This window comes from Massilia sp. GER05, from assembly GCF_052056005.1.
Lineage (GTDB): Bacteria > Pseudomonadota > Gammaproteobacteria > Burkholderiales > Burkholderiaceae_D > Telluria > Telluria orientalis.
On the sequence record NZ_CP178858.1, the window covers coordinates 1878926 to 1897502 of the forward strand.

At 65.1% G+C, this 18577-nt stretch carries 15 protein-coding genes; 11 read left to right on the plus strand and 4 right to left on the minus strand.

Annotated elements, in window-relative coordinates:
* The first annotated feature begins 204 nt into the window (after positions 1-204).
* Entirely contained in the window at positions 205-1938 is a 1734-nt protein-coding gene (locus tag ACL58G_RS08510; protein ID WP_440966310.1) for a proline--tRNA ligase, read from the plus strand.
* Positions 1938-2588 (plus strand): lytic transglycosylase domain-containing protein, encoded by a 651-nt coding sequence (locus ACL58G_RS08515; protein ID WP_413382139.1) that lies wholly within the window; start codon positions 1938-1940, stop codon positions 2586-2588. Before ACL58G_RS08510 ends, ACL58G_RS08515 begins: the two co-directional genes overlap by 1 nt.
* Before the next feature lie 103 nt (positions 2589-2691).
* Here ACL58G_RS08515 and ACL58G_RS08520 read toward each other — a convergent pair whose 3' ends face one another.
* The 3 genes from ACL58G_RS08520 to ffh form a co-directional block, all read right to left on the minus strand.
* The gene (locus ACL58G_RS08520) at positions 2692-3585 is read right to left on the minus strand and encodes a LysR substrate-binding domain-containing protein (protein ID WP_440966312.1); all 894 of its coding nucleotides are present in this window, start codon (positions 3583-3585) and stop codon (positions 2692-2694) included.
* A gap of 125 nt (positions 3586-3710) precedes the next feature.
* A complete protein-coding gene (locus ACL58G_RS08525; RefSeq protein WP_160409423.1) occupies positions 3711-4115 on the minus strand; it encodes an SWIB/MDM2 domain-containing protein in 405 nt (134 codons plus the stop codon).
* A 234-nt stretch (positions 4116-4349) separates the two neighbouring features.
* Entirely contained in the window at positions 4350-5717 is a 1368-nt protein-coding gene (gene ffh / locus ACL58G_RS08530; RefSeq protein WP_413344018.1) for a signal recognition particle protein, read from the minus strand.
* 253 nt (positions 5718-5970) lie between these two features.
* Between ffh and ACL58G_RS08535 the strand changes: the two genes are divergently transcribed.
* The 9 genes from ACL58G_RS08535 to ACL58G_RS08575 all read left to right on the plus strand — a co-directional run bounded on the left by ACL58G_RS08535 (position 5971) and on the right by ACL58G_RS08575 (position 17681).
* The gene (locus ACL58G_RS08535; protein WP_413382146.1) at positions 5971-6945 is read left to right on the plus strand and encodes an ABC transporter substrate-binding protein; all 975 of its coding nucleotides are present in this window, start codon (positions 5971-5973) and stop codon (positions 6943-6945) included.
* Positions 6946-7047: 102 nt separating this feature from the next.
* Positions 7048-7884 carry an ABC transporter permease gene (locus ACL58G_RS08540; RefSeq protein ID WP_413382150.1) on the plus strand — a complete coding sequence of 279 codons (837 nt, stop codon included), beginning with the start codon at positions 7048-7050 and terminating at the stop codon, positions 7882-7884.
* Between the two features lies 1 nt (position 7885).
* Positions 7886-8680, plus strand: coding sequence for an ABC transporter ATP-binding protein (locus ACL58G_RS08545; RefSeq protein ID WP_440966315.1), 795 nt, complete (start codon positions 7886-7888; stop codon positions 8678-8680).
* Between the two features lie 195 nt (positions 8681-8875).
* Positions 8876-9679 carry a cytochrome C assembly family protein gene (locus tag ACL58G_RS08550; RefSeq protein ID WP_056124239.1) on the plus strand — a complete coding sequence of 268 codons (804 nt, stop codon included), beginning with the start codon at positions 8876-8878 and terminating at the stop codon, positions 9677-9679.
* Entirely contained in the window at positions 9676-9981 is a 306-nt protein-coding gene (locus ACL58G_RS08555; protein WP_413344304.1) for a PP0621 family protein, read from the plus strand. Before ACL58G_RS08550 ends, ACL58G_RS08555 begins: the two co-directional genes overlap by 4 nt.
* Positions 9982-9989: 8 nt before the next feature.
* A complete protein-coding gene (locus ACL58G_RS08560) occupies positions 9990-11675 on the plus strand; it encodes a sensor histidine kinase (protein ID WP_440966317.1) in 1686 nt (561 codons plus the stop codon).
* 17 nt (positions 11676-11692) lie between these two features.
* The gene (locus ACL58G_RS08565) at positions 11693-13123 is read left to right on the plus strand and encodes a sigma-54-dependent transcriptional regulator (RefSeq protein WP_440966319.1); all 1431 of its coding nucleotides are present in this window, start codon (positions 11693-11695) and stop codon (positions 13121-13123) included.
* Between the two features lie 450 nt (positions 13124-13573).
* A complete protein-coding gene (locus ACL58G_RS08570) occupies positions 13574-16486 on the plus strand; it encodes a ribonucleoside-diphosphate reductase subunit alpha (protein ID WP_413382162.1) in 2913 nt (970 codons plus the stop codon).
* Positions 16487-16577: 91 nt separating this feature from the next.
* Complete coding sequence (locus ACL58G_RS08575; protein ID WP_440966321.1) at positions 16578-17681, plus strand: ribonucleotide-diphosphate reductase subunit beta; 1104 nt, start codon at positions 16578-16580, stop codon at positions 17679-17681.
* Positions 17682-17742: 61 nt separating this feature from the next.
* Here ACL58G_RS08575 and ACL58G_RS08580 read toward each other — a convergent pair whose 3' ends face one another.
* The gene (locus ACL58G_RS08580) at positions 17743-18456 is read right to left on the minus strand and encodes a DUF6445 family protein (RefSeq protein ID WP_440966323.1); all 714 of its coding nucleotides are present in this window, start codon (positions 18454-18456) and stop codon (positions 17743-17745) included.
* Between the last annotated feature and the right edge of the window lie 121 nt (positions 18457-18577).

Here is an 18577-nt window from a genome sequence, read left to right on the forward strand (position 1 = left end):
ACCTCGAAACTTTCTGCCGGCTGATCCCTCTTACTTACGTTTTTACCTAGCAATCCAGATACGTCTGTCGCGCAACCTGCACAGGAACAACAGCATGCACCACGTGTTTCGGATCCATTTGTATAAAGATTGGATGCATCAGCCAGCTAATCCTTTAAAATTAGGTCGATTATAACCCTCTCTTTTTAAAAAGAATTCACCGATATGCGCGCCTCACGATTTTTTATTTCAACGCTCAAAGAAGCGCCCTCCGACGCCGAGATCGTCAGCCATAAACTGATGATGCGCGCCGGGATGATCAAGCGACTCGGCTCCGGCATCTACACGTACATGCCGCTGGGCCTGCGTGTCATTCGCAAGGTCGAGGGCATCATCCGCGAAGAGATGAACAAGGCGGGCGCGATCGAACTCCTGATGCCGCTGGTGCAGCCGGCCGAGCTGTGGCAGGAGACGGGCCGCTGGGACAAGATGGGGCCGGAACTGCTGCGTCTCAAGGATCGCCACGGCCGCGACTTCGCGCTGCAGCCGACGTCGGAAGAAGTCGTGACCGACGTCGTGCGCACCGAAGTCAAGTCGTACCGCCAGCTGCCGTTGAACTTTTATCACATCCAGACCAAGTTCCGCGACGAGCGCCGTCCCCGCTTCGGCCTGATGCGCGGGCGCGAGTTCACGATGAAGGACGCCTATTCCTTCGACCGTGACGTCGAAGGCATGCAGAAGTCCTACGAGACGATGTTCAACGCCTACGTCAGCATCTTCAACCGCTTCGGCCTGAAGTTCCGCGCGGTGGCGGCCGACAACGGCGCCATCGGCGGCACGGGCTCGCACGAATTCCACGTCATCGCCAGCACCGGCGAGGACGCGCTGGTCTACTGCCCGAACTCGGACTTCGCGGCCAACATGGAAGCGGCCGAGGCGCTGCCGCTGATCGCCCAGCGCGGCGCCGCGACGCAGCCGCTGACGAAGGTCTCCACGCCGAAGACGACCAAGTGCGAAGACGTGGCCAAGCTGCTCGGCATCGGCCTGGACCAGACCGTCAAGTCGATCGCGCTGACGGTCGAGAAGGACGTCGACGGCAGGCAGGTCAGGGAAAACTGGCTGCTGCTGCTGCGCGGCGACCATGAACTGAACGAAGTCAAGGTCACGAAAGTGCCGGGCCTGAAGGACTTCCGCTTCGCCAGCGAAGCCGAGATCCAGGAAGCCTACGGCACCGTGCCGGGCTACCTCGGCCCCATCGGTACGAAGCGGCCGGTCAACATCGTGGCCGACCGCACCGTCGCCAACATGGCCGATTTCGTGTGCGGCGCAAACGAAGCCGAATACCACCTCACCGGCGCCAACTGGGGCCGCGACGTGGCCGAACCGCTCGTCGCCGACCTGCGCAACGTCGTCGAAGGCGATGCGTCGCCGGACGGCAAGGGCACGCTCGCGATCGAGCGCGGCATCGAAGTGGGCCACGTGTTCCAGCTGGGTACCGCGTACTCCGCCGCGATGAACTGCGTCTACCTGGACGAGAAGGGCCAGCCGGCCCCGATGCAGATGGGTTGCTACGGCATCGGCGTGACCCGTATCCTGGGCGCCGCCATCGAACAGAACTTCGACGACAAGGGCATCATCTGGCCGGACGCCATCGCGCCGTTCGAACTGGTGCTGTGCCCGATGGGCTATGACCGCAGCGATCTGGTGAAGACCGAGACCGATCGCCTGTATGCCGAGCTGCAGGCGGCCGGCGTGGACGTCATCGTCGACGACCGCGGCTTGCGTCCGGGCGCCATGTTCGCCGACTGGGAACTGGTCGGCGTGCCGCACCGCGTCGTGATCGGCGAGCGCGGCCTCAAGGAAGGCAACCTGGAATACCAGGGCCGCCGCGAGCTTGACGCGACCGCCGTCCCGGCTGCGGACATGGTCGGCTTCATCAAGGGCAAGCTGGGCAAGTGATGGCACGACGGTTGATGGTCCGGGCAGCAGCCCGGTTCGGCCCGGTCTTGCTCGCCGCTGCACTGATGAGCAGCGGCGCGGCGCAGGCCGGCAACCAGAAAGAAGAAGCGCTCGCCGATTCGGTCCGGCTGGCGCTCGAAAACGCCATCCGCGACGGCCGGCCGCCCAAGCCGGCCTTCCGCGACGAGGTCGCGCGCGTGCGCTATCAACAATGGTTCGACGCGATGTCGGCGCGCCTCAAGCGCCGCCTGCCGGACGACCAGACGCGCACGGAATTCCTCGAAATCGCGTGGTACGAAGCGACGCGCGCGGGCCTCGATCCGGGGCTCGTGCTGGGCCTGATCCAGGTCGAATCGGCGTACCGCAAGTACGCCGTGTCGATGGTCGGCGCGCGCGGCTACATGCAGGTGATGCCGTTCTGGACGAAGGTGATCGGCGATTCGAACCGCCGCGCGCTGTTCGACATGCAGACGAATTTGCGCTATGGCTGCTCGATCCTGCGCATGTACATCGACATGGAAGGGGGCAACCTGTACCTCGCCCTCGGCCGCTACAACGGCAGCCGCGGCAAGCCCGAGTATCCGAATGCGGTGCTGGCGGCGTGGAAGAACTGGGAGTTCAAGCAGGACGTGATGGTGTCCAGCCGCTGAACGCGGAGACCCTTGGTGGGCTCGGGGAGCCCACCCTACTGCATCGTCTCAATCGTAGGGTGGGGTGATTGATGCCGGGGGCATCGATCACGTGCCCACCAATTCATGCGCGGATTTCCTCGATCAGCTGCTGCGCGTGGCGCGGCAACCCCTCGAAGCTGCGCATGCACAGCGACAGCTGGCGCACCGCCCACGCGTCGGCCAGCTCCAGTACGGCGAGGTTCATCGTGCGCGCGCAGCGCCGCGCGGCCGGTTCGGACACCAGGCCGATCCCGACTCCGCTCTCCACCATCCGGCACACGGCGTCGAAGCTGCGCAGGCGCACGCGCGCGCGCAAGGTGCGGCCCGCGCGTTCGGCCAGCTGCGTCAGATAGCGGAACAGGGCGCTGTCGCCCGTCAGCGTGACGTGGTCGAAATCGACGAGCCGCGCGAACGTCACGGCTTGCCCCTCCTGCGTGACGAGCGTGCGCGCCATGGCCGGCTGCGCGACCGCGACGATGCGGTCGGTGCAGAACGGGAAGGTCTCGAGGCCGGACAGGTCGACCGTGTCGGCCACGATGCCGAGGTCCGCGCCGCCTTCGCGCACCGCGCGCGCGATGTCGCTGGAGGTGCGTTCTTCCAGGTCGATGTCGACGTCCGGATGGCGTGCCATGAAGCCGGCCAGCCGCTCTGGCAGGTACTCCGACAGCGCCGCCGTATTGCACAGCAGCCGGATCTGGCCCTTGAGGCCCGCCGCATGCTCGCCCAGTTCCGCGCGCAGGCGCGCCAGTTGCTGGAACACGAGACGGGCGTGGCGCTGCAGGGCGAGGCCCGCGGCCGTCGGCTGCACGCCGCGCCGGCCGCGCACGAGCAGGGGTACGCCCAGCGTCTCTTCCATGTGCTGGATGCGTTCGCTCGCGGACGCCAGCGCCAGGTGCGCGCGCCGGCTGCCGGCCGTGATGCTGCCGGCATCCAGCACGTGCAGGAACAGTTGCAGGTCGGTCAGGTCGAATCTCATGTGGGACGTCATGCTAAGCGGTAGGGTGGGCGGCCCTCCGCCCACGCGGATGCTACGGCAAAACAAAAAGCCCCGGCTCGCCGGGGCTTTTCGTATGGGGCCATGGGGCAGCCAGCCAGATGTTCTTATTTGAGGTGATCCGAGATCAGCTTGGTCATTTCGAACATCGACACCTGCGCCTTGCCACCGAAGACGGCTTTCAGCTTGTCGTCGGCGTTGATCATGCGGCGGTTGGCCGCGTCCTGCAGGTTTTGCGCCTTGATGTAGTCCCAGACTTTCTTGGTCACTTCCGTGCGCGGCAGCGGTTTCGCGCCGACGACGGCGGCCAGCGTTGCCGATGGGGTCATCTCTTTCATGAACGCGGCGTTGGGCTTGCGTGCCGCGGCAGGCTTCTTTGCTGCGGCGGTTGCTTTCGGTGCTGCTGCTTTGGCAGGAGCTGCTGCCTTTTTCGCTGCCGGCTTCGCCGCCGCAGCAGGCTTGGCAGCGGCTTTTTTAGCGGGCGCTGCGGTGGTTTTTTTGGCTGTTGCCATCTTCGAGCCTCCTAAACGGAACACATGGAAATTTGCGCTTGAGCGCACCGGGCTTATATTGGTAGGGTTTTAGTGTTCGTGCAAGTCTTTTTCGAAATTTTTTCACTCTTACAAGCCCTAAAATAGCCCGTTGTGTTACCCGGGCCTCTCTAGAGCGAAAAAACGGACATCCCAAGCACAAAAAAGCCGTGCGGGACGGTCGTCGCGCACGGCTTTTTAGAGATGGATCAAGGATCAGCGCATACCGGGCATCATGCCCTTCATCCCGCGCATCATCTTCATCAGGCCGCCGCCCTTGAGCTTCTTCATCATCGTGTTCATCTGCTCGTACTGGGTCAGCATGCGGTTCACTTCCTGCACCTGCACGCCGGCGCCGGCCGCGATGCGGCGCTTGCGGTTGGCCTTGATCAGTTCCGGCTTGGCGCGTTCCGCCGGCGTCATCGAGTCGATGATGCCGCACATGCGGCGCACCTGTTTCTCGGCCTGGTCCATGTTGGCACCGTTCGCGGCCTGCTGGAACTGGGCCGGCAGCTTGTCGAGCAGGCCCGCCATGCCGCCCATCTTCTTCATCTGCGCGAGCTGGGCGCGGAAGTCGTTCATGTCGAACTTGCCGCCCGACTTGATCTTGTTGGCCATGTCGGCCGCGGCCTTCATGTCCACGCCCTTGCGCGCTTCCTCGACCAGCGCGAGGATGTCGCCCATGCCCAGCACGCGGTTGGCCATGCGGGCCGGATCGAACGCTTCCAGGCCGTCCAGCTTTTCCGAGACGCCGGCGAACTTGATCGGCTTGCCCGTCACGTGGCGCACGGACAGTGCCGCGCCCCCGCGCGAGTCGCCGTCGAGCTTCGTCAGGATCACGCCGGTCAGCGGCAGCGCGTCGTTGAAGGCTTTCGCGGTGTTGATCGCATCCTGGCCGACCATGGCGTCGACGACGAACAGCGTCTCGATCGGATTCGCGGCCGCGTGCACGGCGGCGATCTCCTGCATCATCGCCTCGTCGATGGCCAGGCGACCGGCCGTGTCGATGATGACGACGTCGTGATAGTGCTTCTTCGCCCAGTCGATCGCGTTCTTCGCGATGTCGACCGGCTTGTCGCTGGCGGTGGACGGGAAGAAGTCGGCGCCGACCTGCTTCGTCACCGATTCCAGCTGCGCGATTGCGGCGGGGCGGTAGACGTCGGCGGAGACGGTCAGGACCTTTTTCTTCTTCTCTTCCTTGAGGTACTTCGCGAGCTTGCCGGTGGTGGTCGTTTTACCGACACCCTGCAGGCCGGCCATCAGGATCACGGCCGGCGGCTGCTGCGCGAACGACAGCTGCGACGCGTCCGGACCGAGGTCGGCGCCCATCAGCGCGCCCAGTTCCTTCTGCACGACGCCGACGAGGGCCTGACCCGGCGACAGCGAACCGATCACTTCCTCGCCCAGCGCCTTTTCTTTCACTTTGGCGATGAATTCGCGCACGGCCGGCAGCGCGACGTCGGCCTCGAGCAGGGCCAGGCGCACTTCGCGCAGCATTTCTGCGGTGTTCGCCTCCGTGAGGCGGGCCTCGCCACGCATCGTCTTGACGACCTTGGCAAGGCGTTGTGTCAGGTTATCCAGCATCGTTCTACCTTCTGTACTGATATATATAAGTGGCGGCGGCGCGCAATCCGCCATTTTACCCCATGTCGGGGCGCGTTTTCCCCCGTCAAGACCCCAATTCAGCCATTCGCAACGCGTCCAGTCAACCTGGCGATTTGATTCTTGGTAAAATCTGATTGGACGGTTTGACAATGTATTGCTTCGAGTTTATGTTCCTGAGGCGTCACGCAGTTCATTCCAATAAAAGTTTCACCCCCAATCGGAGAGACAGGCAATGAAAGCACACGTGTTCGGCAAGACCCTCGCCATCGCCGCGCTGCTGGCCGCGAGCGGCGCCCAGGCGCAGGACGTGGTCCGCCTCGGCAACCTCAAGTTCGCGCACTACGGCGCGGTGTCATACATCAAGGAGATCGCGCCCAAGTGCGGGATCAAGGTCGAGGAACGCATCTTCGCGAAGGGCCTGGACGTGATGCAGGCCATTATCGCGGGTGAACTCGACGTCGGCACGACGGCGTCCGAGGCCGCGATCTCGGGCCGCGCCGGCGGTGCCCCGATCTACGTCGTGGCCGGCTTCGCGAAAGGCGGCGCCCGGCTCGTCGCGCGCGCGGACGCCAACGTCAAGGGCGTGAAGGACCTGAAGGGCAAGAAGGTGGGCGTGACGCGCGGCGGCATCCAGGAAGTGCTCCTGATGGCCGAGTTGCACAAGGCCGGCCTCAGCGCCGACCCGGCGCCCGGCAAGGACGTGCAGATCGTCTACCTGGCGTACGCCGACCTCAACCAGGCGCTGCTGGGCAAGAACATCGACGCCATGATGCAGTCCGAACCCCAGTCGTCGCAGGCGATCAACAAGGGCTTCGGCGTCGAGGTCCTGAAACCGTACGACACGCCGATCGGCGAACCGGTGCGGACGATGGTGATGACGGAAAAGTTCTACAACACGAAGCGCCCCGTGGCCGAGAAATTCATGCGCTGCTTCGTCATGGCCACGAGCGCCTTCATCCGTGACCGCGCGCTGGCCGAGAAATACGTGCGCGAAGTCGTGTTCAAGGGCCAGATCACGAAGGACGACTTCGACGACGCGATCAGCAATTCGCCCTACACCTACGACATCACGCCGGAGCACATCCAGACCACGACCGACATCATGGTCAAGACGGGTGTCGGCCGGATGGCGAAGCCGCCGGTGGCGAAGGACTGGGTCAAGACCGATTTGCTGGATGAGGCCAAGAAAAGCCTGAACATCAAATAATCGTTGGGTGGACATCTTCGCGTGGGCCCGGGGGGGCCCCCCCACCCTACGGCGGATACGTAGGGTGGGCGGCCCTCCGCCCACGCGTAACAAGGAGCGGAGATGATGAAGCGCAGGTGGCAGGACATCGCGATCGGCCTGGTCGTGCCGGTCGTCGCGATCGCGATCTGGCAGTGGGTCGCCAGCATGGGATGGGTCAACGAGCACGTTCTGCCGTCCCCGCTGCAGGTCTGGCGGAAATGGATCGCGTACCTGCTGCCGCTGCAGGACTTCGCCACCTGGCGCGAGGCCAACGGCGGCGGGGGAAAGCTGGCGTGGATGCTGTCCGGCGAATTGATCACCGACGCCATCGGCAGCATGTACCGCGTGATCGTCGGCTTCCTCGTCGGCGCCGCGCTGGCGCTGCCGATCGGCCTCGCCATGGGCGCGAGCCGCATCGCGCATGCCTGGCTGAATCCGTTGTTCCAGCTGCTGCGCCCCATTCCGCCGATCGCCTACATCCCGATGTCGATGCTGTGGTTCGGCCTCGGGAACCCGCCGGCCTTCTTCCTGATCGCGCTGGGCGCCTTCTTCCCCGTGCTGATGAATACCATCGCGGGCGTGCGCCAGGTCGACGGCATCTATTTGCGCGCGGCGCGCAACCTGGGCGCGAGCGGGCCGACGATGTTCCTGCGCGTGATCCTGCCGGCGGCCGTGCCGTACATCCTGACCGGCATGCGCATCGGCATCGGCACGGCGTTCATCGTCGTGATCGTGGCCGAGATGATCGCCGTGAACAACGGCCTCGGTTTCCGCATCTCGGAGGCGCGCGAGTACTTCTGGTCGGACAAGATCATCGCCGGCATGATCACGATCGGCCTGCTCGGTCTCGCCATCGACGTCGGCATGAACAAGCTGAACAACCATCTGCTGCGCTGGCACCGCGGCCTGGAGCATTGAGATGACCGCGCATATCGTGATCGACAGCGTCAGTAAAGTATTCGACGGCGACGGCCGCCGCATGGTCGCCCTGCAGGACATCAGTCTCGAGATCCCTCACGGCCAGTTCGTCTGCCTGCTGGGGCCTTCCGGCTGCGGCAAGTCGACCCTGCTGAACGCCGTCGCCGGCTTCGCGCCGCCGACGACCGGCCGCGTGCTGGCCGACGGCGTGCCGGTCGCCGGCCCCGGGCCGGAGCGGGGCATGGTGTTCCAGGAATATGCGCTGTTCCCGTGGATGACGGTGGAGCAGAACGTCGGCTTCGGCCTGGAGATCAAGGGCATGGCGCGCGCGCAGATCGCGGCGCGCGTGGGCGAGCTCCTGAAACTGCTGTCGCTGGAGGATTTCGCGAAGCGCTATCCGAAGGACCTGTCCGGCGGCATGCGCCAGCGCGTGGCGATCGCGCGCGTGCTGGCGCTGGATTCGCCGATCCTGCTGATGGACGAACCGTTCGGCGCGCTCGACGCCCTCACGCGGCGCAACCTGCAGGACGAGCTGCTGCGCCTGTGGGCCGAATTGAAGAAGACGGTCATCTTCGTCACGCACAGCATCGAGGAAGCGATCTACCTGGCCGACCGCATCGTCGTGATGACGTACCGGCCGGGCACGATCAAGCGCGACATCCTCGTCGACCTGCCGCGCCTGCGCGATCCGGCGGCGCCCGAGTTCAATGCGCTCAAGCGCGAACTGGGGCTGATGGTGATGGAGGAGCAGCAGCGCCATCACGATGCGGAAATCAAGGCGGCTGCGGTCGACTAAAGCGACGTAAACTCGAAGCGTCGTTCCCGCGCAGGCGGGAACCTGATTTTGCGTGAGCAGCCGTAGCCAAAGCTGGTGGTCCGCGACGAACCTGGATTCCCGCCTGCGCGGGAATGACGGTACAAACTTCAGTGGTATATCTTACTCTTCTGGCAACCTAACCTTGCCCACCCTGGATGGTGTAGACTCGCGCGTATGCAACTTACCCTATTCATCGCCGCGGCAATCCTGTACGCGGTATGTGCCCTGCTGCCGTCGCGGCAGGGCTCGGCCATTTCGGCCGTGACCGCCGTGGCCTGGGCCGTGCACGGTGCCGCGCTGTGGCCGGATATCGTGTCGAACGGCACCTTACGGGTCGGCTTCGCCTTCATGCTGTCGGCCGCGCTGTGGATTTCGGTCGCCGCCTACTGGATCGAAAACCGCAATTTCGCGCTGGACGGCATGCGCCGCATGGTCATGCCGTGCGCGGCCGTCGCGGCGATCCTGCCGCCGCTGTTCCCTGGCAACCTGATGCCCGTGCAGGACCAGTCGCCCGCGTTCGGCTGGCACGTCGCGGTTGCCGTGTCCGCGTACAGCACGCTCACGATCGCCGCCTTCCACGCCGTGCTGATGGCGCTGCAGGAGGCGCGGCTGCACACGAAGAGTGCAAAGAAGGGCTGGTTTACCGGCGCTCTCGACCAGCTGCCGGCGCTGCTGACGATGGAGCGGCTGCTGTTCCGCATGATCGGCATCGGTTTCGTGCTGCTCAGTTTGACCGTCCTGTCGGGCATCGTGTTCTCCGAACAGCTGTTCGGCCGCGCGCTGCGCTGGGATCACAAGAACTTTTTCGCGCTGCTGTCGTGGGTGCTGTTCGCCGCGCTGCTGGCCGGACGCCGCTGGCGCGGCTGGCGCGGCAAGACCGCGCTGCGCTTCACGCTGGCGGGATTCGCCACGCTGGCGCTGGCTTACGTCGGCAGCCGGTTCGTTTTCGAAGTCGTTCTGCACCGGGGGTTCGTATGACGCGACTGCTTTTCTGGATTGCGCTCGTCATCCTCGTGGTGGCCGCCATCCGCAGCAAACTGCGCGCCGCGATGACGCGCGCACAAGGCCCCGCCGTAAATCCGGCCTCCGGGCCGGCACCGGCGTCCGCCGGCGGCGAAGCAAAGGCCAAGGCGTGGAGCCGCGTCGAGGACCAGTCCGAGACGATGCTGTGCTGCGCCCATTGCGGCATCTATTTCCCGGCGTCGGAAGCCGTGCGGGCCGATGGCCGCGACTATTGCGGCACGGCGCACGCGCGCGAGGCGCACCAGCAGGCCCGGTAAGCCGCCGCATGGCGAGCCGGCTTTCCCTTTCCGCCGAGTCGCGCTCGACGTTCTGGCGCTCGCTGCAAACGCTCACGGTCACGCGCATCGTGATCGCGTTCGTGCTGCTGCTGTACCTGTCGATCGACGTGCGGCGCGGCCGCGTCGACGGCACCGCGTATGCCGAGACGTGCATCGCCTACGTGCTGGCCGCGCTGATGTTCGCGGTCGTCGCCCAGCGCTGGCGCCGGCGCTTCCTGTGGCAGTTGTCGGCCCAGGTCCTCGTCGACATCGTCGCGATCTCGCTGCTGTACCTCGCCGCCGGCGGCATGCGCAGCGGCCTCGCGCTGCTGTACCTGTTCCCGCTCGCGGGCGCCGCGATCCTCGCGCCGCTGGTGCTGGCCCTGTTCTCGGCCGCGCTGGCCACGCTGTTCGTGCTGGGCGAGAGCACATGGGGGATCTTCATGCGCGCGGACGACCCGCCGCTGACCCAGGCCGGGCTCACCGGCGCCGCGTTCTTCGCGGTGGTGCTGGTGGTGAACCGCCTGGCCGCGCGCCTCATCAAGCAGGAAGAGCTGGCCGCGCGGCACGGCGCCGACCTGCGCATCCAGCAGGCGATCTACCGCATCGTCGTCGACGACGTGGACGACGGCATCCTCGTGCTGGGGAGCGACGGCACCGTCTTCGGCGGCAATCCGGCGGCGCGCCGCATGCTCGGGCTGGAGACGCCGCCGGGCGAGGACGGCAACACGTTTCGTTTGACCGACCTGGCGGCGCTGGAACCCGTGGCGCAGCGTTTCACGGACTGGGCCGGCCGCCGCATGGACGCGCCGGCGACCGGCGGCTTCGTCACCGTCAAGCGCTGGCACGAGACGGACGGCCCGGTGCGCGGCCGCCTCGACCAGCCGGTGCACCTGAAGCTGCGCTTCGCGCGCGTGGACACGCCGCAGGGCACGGCCGAACGCAGCCTCGTGTTCCTGCAGGACGTGAGCGCCATCGAAAACCAGGCGCAGCAACTCAAGCTCGCATCGATGGGACGCCTGACGGCCAGCATCGCGCACGAGGTGCGGAATCCCCTGTCGGCGATCGGCCACGCGACGTCGCTGCTGGCGGAAGACCTGCACGGTCCGGCGGAAACGCGCCTGCTGCGCATCGTGAACGACAACGTGGCGCGCGTGAACCGCATGGTCGAGGACATCCTGAAGCTGTCGCGCAAGGTGCAGCCGAACGGCACGCCCGTCGCGCTGGACGACTTCCTGCCCGAGCTGCGCGCCGAGTTCACGGAAATGCACGGCATGGCCGGTGATATAGTGTGGGTGGGCGATGCGGGCGGCCGGTCCGTGCGGTTCGACGGACTGCATCTGCGCGAAGTGCTCGTGAACCTGCTCGGCAATGCGATCCGCTACGCGAGCGGCAAGCCGGCCAGCATCCGCGTGGTTCCCGTGCCCGACGCGACGGGCCGCATGGAATTGCACGTGCAGGACGACGGTCCGGGCATTACGCCGGAAGTGCGGGCGCATTTGTTCGAACCGTTCTACACGACGTCGAGCAAGGGCACGGGCCTCGGCCTGTACCTGGCGCGCGAGCTGTGCCTGAACAACGGCGCAATGCTCGACTACGAATACCGCACCGAGGACGTGCGGCCCGGCGCGGGCGCCGGCGGCACGGGCGAGGCCAGCGGCCGCTTCGTGATCACGTTCGGTGCAACTATCTAATGTCACGGAAAGAAGGCATGAGCTCACCCCGCATCCTGGTGGTCGACGACGAACCCGACCTGCGCGAGCTGCTCGAGATCACCCTGCTCAAGATGGGGCTCGATGTCGACAGCGCCGCGACCGTCCGCGAGGCGCGTGCGCTGCTGGGACAAAAGCCGTTTGCGCTGGTGCTGACCGACATGCGCCTGCCCGACGGCCTGGGCCTGGAACTCGTGCGCGAGGTCGCGGCCCATCATAAATGCACGCCCATCGCCGTCATTACCGCCTACGGCAGCGCCGAGAATGCCGTCGTCGCGCTGAAGGCCGGCGCATTCGACTACGTGTCGAAGCCGGTCGTGCTGGACGATTTGCGCGCGATGGTGCGCGCGGCCTTGAAACTGTCCGACCCCGCGGCGGCACCGGCCGCCAGCCAGGCCGAGGGCACGTCGCGCCTGATCGGCCAATCGTCCGCGATGCAGGCGCTGCGCGCGCAGATCGCGCGGCTGGCGCGGTCGCAGGCGCCGATCGCGATCAACGGCGAATCCGGCAGCGGCAAGGAACTGGCCGCGCGCGAGATCCACGCGCAGAGCGCGCGCGCGGGCAAGCCGTTCGTCGCCGTGAACTGCGGCGCGATCCCTGAGGCGCTGATGGAGGCCGAGTTCTTCGGCTACCGCAAGGGCGCGTTCACGGGCGCGAACGACGAGCGCGATGGCTTCTTCCAGGCCGCCAATGGCGGCACGCTGATGCTCGACGAGGTGGCGGACCTGCCGCTCGCGATGCAGGTCAAACTGCTGCGCGCGATCCAGGAGCGGCGCGTGCGCAAGATCGGCGCGACGGTCGAGGAGCCGGTCGACGTGCGCATCATCAGCGCCACGCACAAGGATCTCGCCAGGTGCGTGGAAAACGGCAGCTTCCGCCAGGACCTGTTCTACCGCCTGAACGTGATCGAATTGACGCTGCCGCCGCTGCGCGAACGGCTGGACGATTTGCCGCTGCTGGTCGATGCCATCCTCGTGCGCCTGGCCGGGCCGGGCGGGGCGCGACTGGGGCCCGGCGTGCTGGACGCGCTGCGCGGCTACGCGTTCCCGGGCAACGTGCGCGAGCTGGAAAACGTGCTGGAGCGCGCGCTCGCGTTTGCCGACGACGGCGTGATCGAAGTCGGCGACCTGCTGCTGAAAGGGGCGAAGCTGGGCGATGCGGCCGTCGTGCCGCAGCCGCCGCAGATGCCGGCGAGCGCGGCACCGGAGCCGACATCGGAGCTGGAGCGGGCCGCGCCACCGCCGCTCGCGCACGACGCGCTGCCGAGCAACCTGCCGGACTACCTGAGCCAGGTCGAACGCGACATCATCCTGCGCGCGCTGAACCAGACCCAGTTCAACCGCACGCAGGCCGCGAGCCTGCTCGGCATCAGTGTCCGGCAGCTGCGCTACCAGATGCAGAAACTGGATATCCACGCGCCGGAACCTTGAGGTTGAACTGTGAAGCGGCGTGGTCTTTTCGCCAACGCAGCAACGCGAAACGGGCCGATTTTGCACGATTAATAAGCACACGAATTCGCGCTACAAATTCAATGTTAGTGCTTACTTCGCCGTGGAGGCTTCAAGTATCGGCACTGATCGATGTCAAGAAAAAAATCTTACTGACAGAGCTCATAAAAATCGCGGACATCGACTACAATTAGGTCTGTAAGGCCGTTGTCTACTACATCTAGTGGTCAACGGCCTTAATGCCGAACAGGCTGAGTAGGAGCGCGAAGCTTTTTTTCTCAATATTGCCGCTCCTATTTTTTATCGGCAGAAAGTTATCGAGTTGCCAATTTTAATGAGTTGGCAGCGTTCCCTGGATTCACTCCGAGGGGTCCATATCTACCTAATTCGTGAAGGCGATGGCAGTCTGTGACGCCAATGCTGGGAGGCTCAATGCAAACATCTTCGGACATTTCCATCAATACCGTCGCGGCAGCTACGACGGCCGGCAAGAGCGCGGACGAACTGGTCGCGGGCAGCGACTACCGCATCATCCGCCGTAACGGCGCCGTGGTGCCGTTCGCGCCGAGCAAGATCGCCGTCGCGATGACCAAGGCGTTCCTGGCCGTCAACGGCGAGCAGGGCCGCGAGTCGGCACGCATCCGCGAGCTGGTCGCGCAACTGACGAACAACGTGGTCGCGGCCCTCGTGCGCCGCCAGCCGAACGGCGGTACCTTCCACATCGAGGATGTGCAGGACCAGGTGGAACTGTCCCTGATGCGCTCGGGCGAGCACGACGTCGCGCGCGAATACGTGCTGTACCGTGCCAAGCGCATGGAAGAGCGCCGCGCCGCCAAGGAAGCCGCCGGCACGACGCAGATCACCGCCCCGCAGATCCACGTGGTCGACGGCGGCGCGCGCCGCCTGCTGGACATGAACGAAGTGTCGGCCCTGATCAACGCCGCCTGCGCCGGCCTGGAAAAGCACGTCGACGCCGACGCGATCCTGGCCGAGACCATGAAGAACCTGTACGACGGCGTGCCCGTCGAGGAACTGCACAAGTCGGCCGTGCTGGCCGCGCGCGCACTGATGGAAAAGGATCCGGCCTACAGCCAGGTCACCGCGCGCATCCTGCTGCACTCGATCCGCAAGGAGATCTTCGGCAAGGACGTGCCGCAGGCCGGCGCCGCCGCCGAATACGTCACCTACTTCCCGCAATACATCGCCAAGGGCATCGACGCCGAGCTGCTGGACGAGGAACTGGGCAAATTCGACCTGCAGAAGCTGGCCAAGGCCATCGTCGCCGACCGCGACCTGCAGTTCGGCTACATCGGCCTGCAGACCCTGTACGACCGCTACTTCCTGCACATCCGCGAAACCCGCATCGAGATGCCGCAGGCGTTCTACATGCGCGTCGCGATGGGCCTGGCCCTGCGTGAAGAGAACCGCGAAGCGCGCGCCATCGAGTTCTACAACCTGCTGTCGACGTTCGACTTCATGAGCTCGACCCCGACCCTGTTCAACTCGGGCACCCGCCGCTCGCAGCTGTCGTCGTGCTACCTGACCACCGTCGCCGACGACCTGGAAGGCATCTACGACGCCATCAAGGAAAACGCGCTGCTGTCGAAATTCGCCGGTGGCCTGGGCAACGACTGGACGCCGGTGCGTGCGCTGGGCTCGCGCATCAAGGGCACGAACGGCAAGTCGCAGGGCGTCGTGCCGTTCCTGAAGGTCGCGAACGACACCGCCGTCGCCGTCAATCAGGGGGGCAAGCGCAAGGGCGCCGTCTGCGCCTACCTGGAAACGTGGCACCTGGACATCGAGGAGTTCCTCGACCTGCGCAAGAACACGGGCGACGACCGCCGCCGCACGCACGACATGAACACCGCGAACTGGATTCCGGACCTGTTCATGAAGCGCGTGATGGAAAAGGGCGAGTGGACCCTGTTCTCGCCGTCGGAAGCCCCGGACCTGCACGACAAGGTCGGCCGCGCGTTCGAGGAAGCCTACCTGAAGTACGAAGAGAAGGCCGCCCGCGGCGAGATGACCGTGCACAAGAAAGTGCAGGCGCTCGACCTGTGGCGCAAGATGCTGTCGATGCTGTTCGAAACGGGCCACCCGTGGATCACGTTCAAGGATCCGTGCAACATCCGCTCGCCGCAGCAGCACGTCGGCGTCGTGCACTCGTCGAACCTGTGCACCGAGATCACGCTGAACACGAACGAAGACGAAATCGCCGTCTGCAACCTGGGTTCCGTGAACCTGCCGGCGCACATGAAGGGCGACGGCCTGGACGTGGTCAAGCTGCAGAAGACGATCCGCACCGCGATGCGCATGCTCGACAACGTCATCGACATCAACTACTACGCCGTCGACAAGGCGAAGAACTCGAACCTGCGCCACCGTCCGGTCGGCCTGGGCATCATGGGCTTCCAGGACTGCCTGCACATGATGCGTGTGCCGTTCGCCTCTAGCAAGGCCGTGGAATTCGCCGACCGCTCAATGGAAGCCGTCTGCTACTACGCCTACCTGGCGTCGACCGAGCTGGCCGAGGAACGCGGCCGCTACCAGTCGTACGAAGGTTCGCTGTGGGACCGCGGCATCCTGCCGCAGGACTCGATCAGGCTGCTGGCCGAAGAGCGCGGCGGCTACCTCGAGCAGGATACGTCGGAATCGATGGACTGGAGCATCGTCCGCAACCGCATCAAACAGTTCGGCATGCGCAACTCGAACTGCGTGGCGATCGCCCCGACCGCGACCATCTCGAACATCATCGGCGTGTCGGCCTGCATCGAGCCGACGTTCCAGAACCTGTACGTGAAGTCGAACCTGTCGGGCGAGTTCACCGAGATCAACGCCTGCCTGGTGCGCGACCTGAAGGCGCGCGGCCTGTGGGACGAGGTCATGATCAACGACCTGAAATACTTCGACGGCTCGCTGTCGCGCATCGATCGCGTCCCGCAAGACCTGCGCGACATCTACGCCACGGCGTTCGAAGTCGAGCCGAAGTGGCTGGTGGAAGCCGCGTCGCGCCGCCAGAAGTGGATCGACCAGGCCCAGTCGCTGAACATCTACATGGCCGGCGCCTCCGGTAAAAAGCTGGACGAGACCTATAAACTGGCCTGGCTGCGCGGCCTGAAGACGACCTACTACCTGCGCACGATCGCCGCGACGCACATGGAGAAGTCGACCACCCGTACCGGCGCCCTGAACGCCGTGGCGGTCGACGGTGGACTGTCCGGCGGGGCGCCGGCCGCAGCACCGGCGGCCGCTCCGGCAGCAAGCGCACCGGACGTCGTGGACGGCGCGGCCTGCTACCTGCGGCCGGGCGACGCGGGCTTCGACGAGTGCGAAGCCTGCCAATAATCGGTCAATACCGACTGAAACCCTAACGTAACCACGCATCGCCCGGCCTCCCGGGCGATGCCGCTAAAAGAATTCAAGAAGGAAAAACATCATGGCTCTCTCCTGGGACGATGAACCGGCCGCCGCACCGGCCCCCGCCGCCGCCGTCAATCCTGAAGTCAGCGCCGCCGACGTCGCCAAGCGCGTGAACGCGGACGACAAGCGCATCATCAACGCCAAGACCGACGTCAACCAGCTGGTCCCGTTCAAATATAAATGGGCGTGGGACAAATACCTGGCCGGCTGCGCGAACCACTGGATGCCGCAGGAAGTGAACATGCAGCGCGACATCGAACTGTGGAAGAACCCGAACGGCCTGACCGAAGACGAGCGCCGCATCGTCAAGCGCAACCTGGGCTTCTTCGTGACCGCCGACTCGCTGGCGGCCAACAACATCGTGCTGGGCACCTACCGCCACATCACGGCGCCGGAATGCCGCCAGTACCTGCTGCGCCAGGCGTTCGAAGAGGCGATCCACACGCACGCCTACCAGTACATCGTGGAATCGCTGGGCCTGGACGAGAAGGAAATCTTCAACGCCTACAACGAGATCCCGTCGATCCGCGACAAGGACCAGTTCCTGATCCCGTTCATCGAAGTCATCAACGATCCGATGTTCCACACCGGCACGCTGGAAAACGACCAGAAGCTGCTGCGCTCGATCATCGTGTTTGCTTGCCTGATGGAAGGCCTGTTCTTCTATGTCGGCTTCACGCAGATCCTCGCGCTGGGCCGCCAGAACAAGATGACGGGTGCCGCCGAGCAGTACCAGTACATCCTGCGCGACGAATCCATGCACTGCAACTTCGGCATCGACCTGATCAACACGATCAAGATGGAAAACCCGCAGCTGTGGACGCCAGAATTCCGCGAAGAGATCAAGCAGCTGTTCCTGCAAGCCGTCGACTTGGAATACCGCTACGCCGAAGACACGATGCCGCGCGGCGTGCTGGGCCTGAACGCGGCCATGTTCAAGGGCTACCTGCGCTTCATCGCGAATCGCCGCGCCGTCCAGATCGGCCTGGATGCGCTGTTCCCGAACGAGGAAAACCCGTTCCCGTGGATGAGCGAGATGATCGACCTGAAGAAGGAGCGCAACTTCTTCGAGACGCGCGTGACCGAGTACCAGACCGGTGGTGCGCTGAACTGGGATTGATCCCGCAACGCCCTCGACGAAGCCCGCCGCCCGGCGGGCTTTTTTATTTGGGCAATACCATTCAGCCCGCCGCCATGCGCAGCTGGAAGAACGCATTCGCCGTCAGCCGCCCCGTGCGCGGGTCGCCCGTCATCAGCTCGGGCATGTGGATATGCCCCGAGTGGAAGATGCTCCCGTTATAGAAGATCGCCCGGTTGTAGCGCGGTTCGACCGTCAGCACTTTTTCGAACCAGCGGCTCGACGCGATCGCGAAGGTCGGCGGCACGTCCGCCAGCGCCGCGCCGGCCCGTTCGTGGCGCCGCAGCTCGTGTTCCAGGGCCGTGATCTCGTGCTCAGCGACCTTCGGCTTGAAGAAGCTGGTGCCGCCGAAGCGCTCGTCCTTGAACAGGTACAGCACCATCGCGCCCACGCCGACACCCGCGGGCAGGCCGGTGAAGTCGCGGTGCGGCAGGCGCTGGCCCGGCAGCAGGTCCGCGGGACGGCGCGTCACGAGCGACAGCCGGCTCTTGAGGTCGAGGATCCGGCGTGCCCCGAGCGCTGTGCGTGCGTGCTGCAGGAAGCTGTCCTTCACGCGCGCCGCGAAGGTGCCGCCGAGCGGCAGTTCGGGACCCGGATAGTAGTTGCCCGCCAGGTCCTGGAAATTCATGCGGTTGTTCGCCGCGAAGTCGACCAGCGCCTCCGGCTCCAGCATGAAGTCGTCGACGATGACGCAGTGGTGGCCGTCGAAGATCGGTACGGTGCTGACGCGCGGCCGCGGGTTGAGGAGGGAAAGCATTGTATCGGTTCGCGGTGTGGGCAAAAAGGAGCGCCCATGGTAGCGATGGCGCCGCTTCGTGTAAATCGATTGGCCCGTATTTTTCAAAGATGTAATCCATTTAATCGGGCTGCGCGATTAT

Excerpts from the sequence above, each read along its gene's own strand:
- ACL58G_RS08510 (WP_440966310.1), top strand. The coding sequence starts at position 205 with ATGCGCGCCTCACGATTTTTTATTTCAACGCTCAAAGAAGCGCCCTCC.
- ACL58G_RS08515 (WP_413382139.1), top strand. The coding sequence starts at position 1,938 with ATGGCACGACGGTTGATGGTCCGGGCAGCAGCCCGGTTCGGCCCGGTC.
- ACL58G_RS08520 (WP_440966312.1), bottom strand. The coding sequence starts at position 3,585 with ATGAGATTCGACCTGACCGACCTGCAACTGTTCCTGCACGTGCTGGAT.
- ACL58G_RS08525 (WP_160409423.1), bottom strand. The coding sequence starts at position 4,115 with ATGGCAACAGCCAAAAAAACCACCGCAGCGCCCGCTAAAAAAGCCGCT.
- ffh (WP_413344018.1), bottom strand. The coding sequence starts at position 5,717 with ATGCTGGATAACCTGACACAACGCCTTGCCAAGGTCGTCAAGACGATG.
- ACL58G_RS08535 (WP_413382146.1), top strand. The coding sequence starts at position 5,971 with ATGAAAGCACACGTGTTCGGCAAGACCCTCGCCATCGCCGCGCTGCTG.
- ACL58G_RS08540 (WP_413382150.1), top strand. The coding sequence starts at position 7,048 with ATGATGAAGCGCAGGTGGCAGGACATCGCGATCGGCCTGGTCGTGCCG.
- ACL58G_RS08545 (WP_440966315.1), top strand. The coding sequence starts at position 7,886 with ATGACCGCGCATATCGTGATCGACAGCGTCAGTAAAGTATTCGACGGC.
- ACL58G_RS08550 (WP_056124239.1), top strand. The coding sequence starts at position 8,876 with ATGCAACTTACCCTATTCATCGCCGCGGCAATCCTGTACGCGGTATGT.
- ACL58G_RS08555 (WP_413344304.1), top strand. The coding sequence starts at position 9,676 with ATGACGCGACTGCTTTTCTGGATTGCGCTCGTCATCCTCGTGGTGGCC.
- ACL58G_RS08560 (WP_440966317.1), top strand. The coding sequence starts at position 9,990 with ATGGCGAGCCGGCTTTCCCTTTCCGCCGAGTCGCGCTCGACGTTCTGG.
- ACL58G_RS08565 (WP_440966319.1), top strand. The coding sequence starts at position 11,693 with ATGAGCTCACCCCGCATCCTGGTGGTCGACGACGAACCCGACCTGCGC.
- ACL58G_RS08570 (WP_413382162.1), top strand. The coding sequence starts at position 13,574 with ATGCAAACATCTTCGGACATTTCCATCAATACCGTCGCGGCAGCTACG.
- ACL58G_RS08575 (WP_440966321.1), top strand. The coding sequence starts at position 16,578 with ATGGCTCTCTCCTGGGACGATGAACCGGCCGCCGCACCGGCCCCCGCC.
- ACL58G_RS08580 (WP_440966323.1), bottom strand. The coding sequence starts at position 18,456 with ATGCTTTCCCTCCTCAACCCGCGGCCGCGCGTCAGCACCGTACCGATC.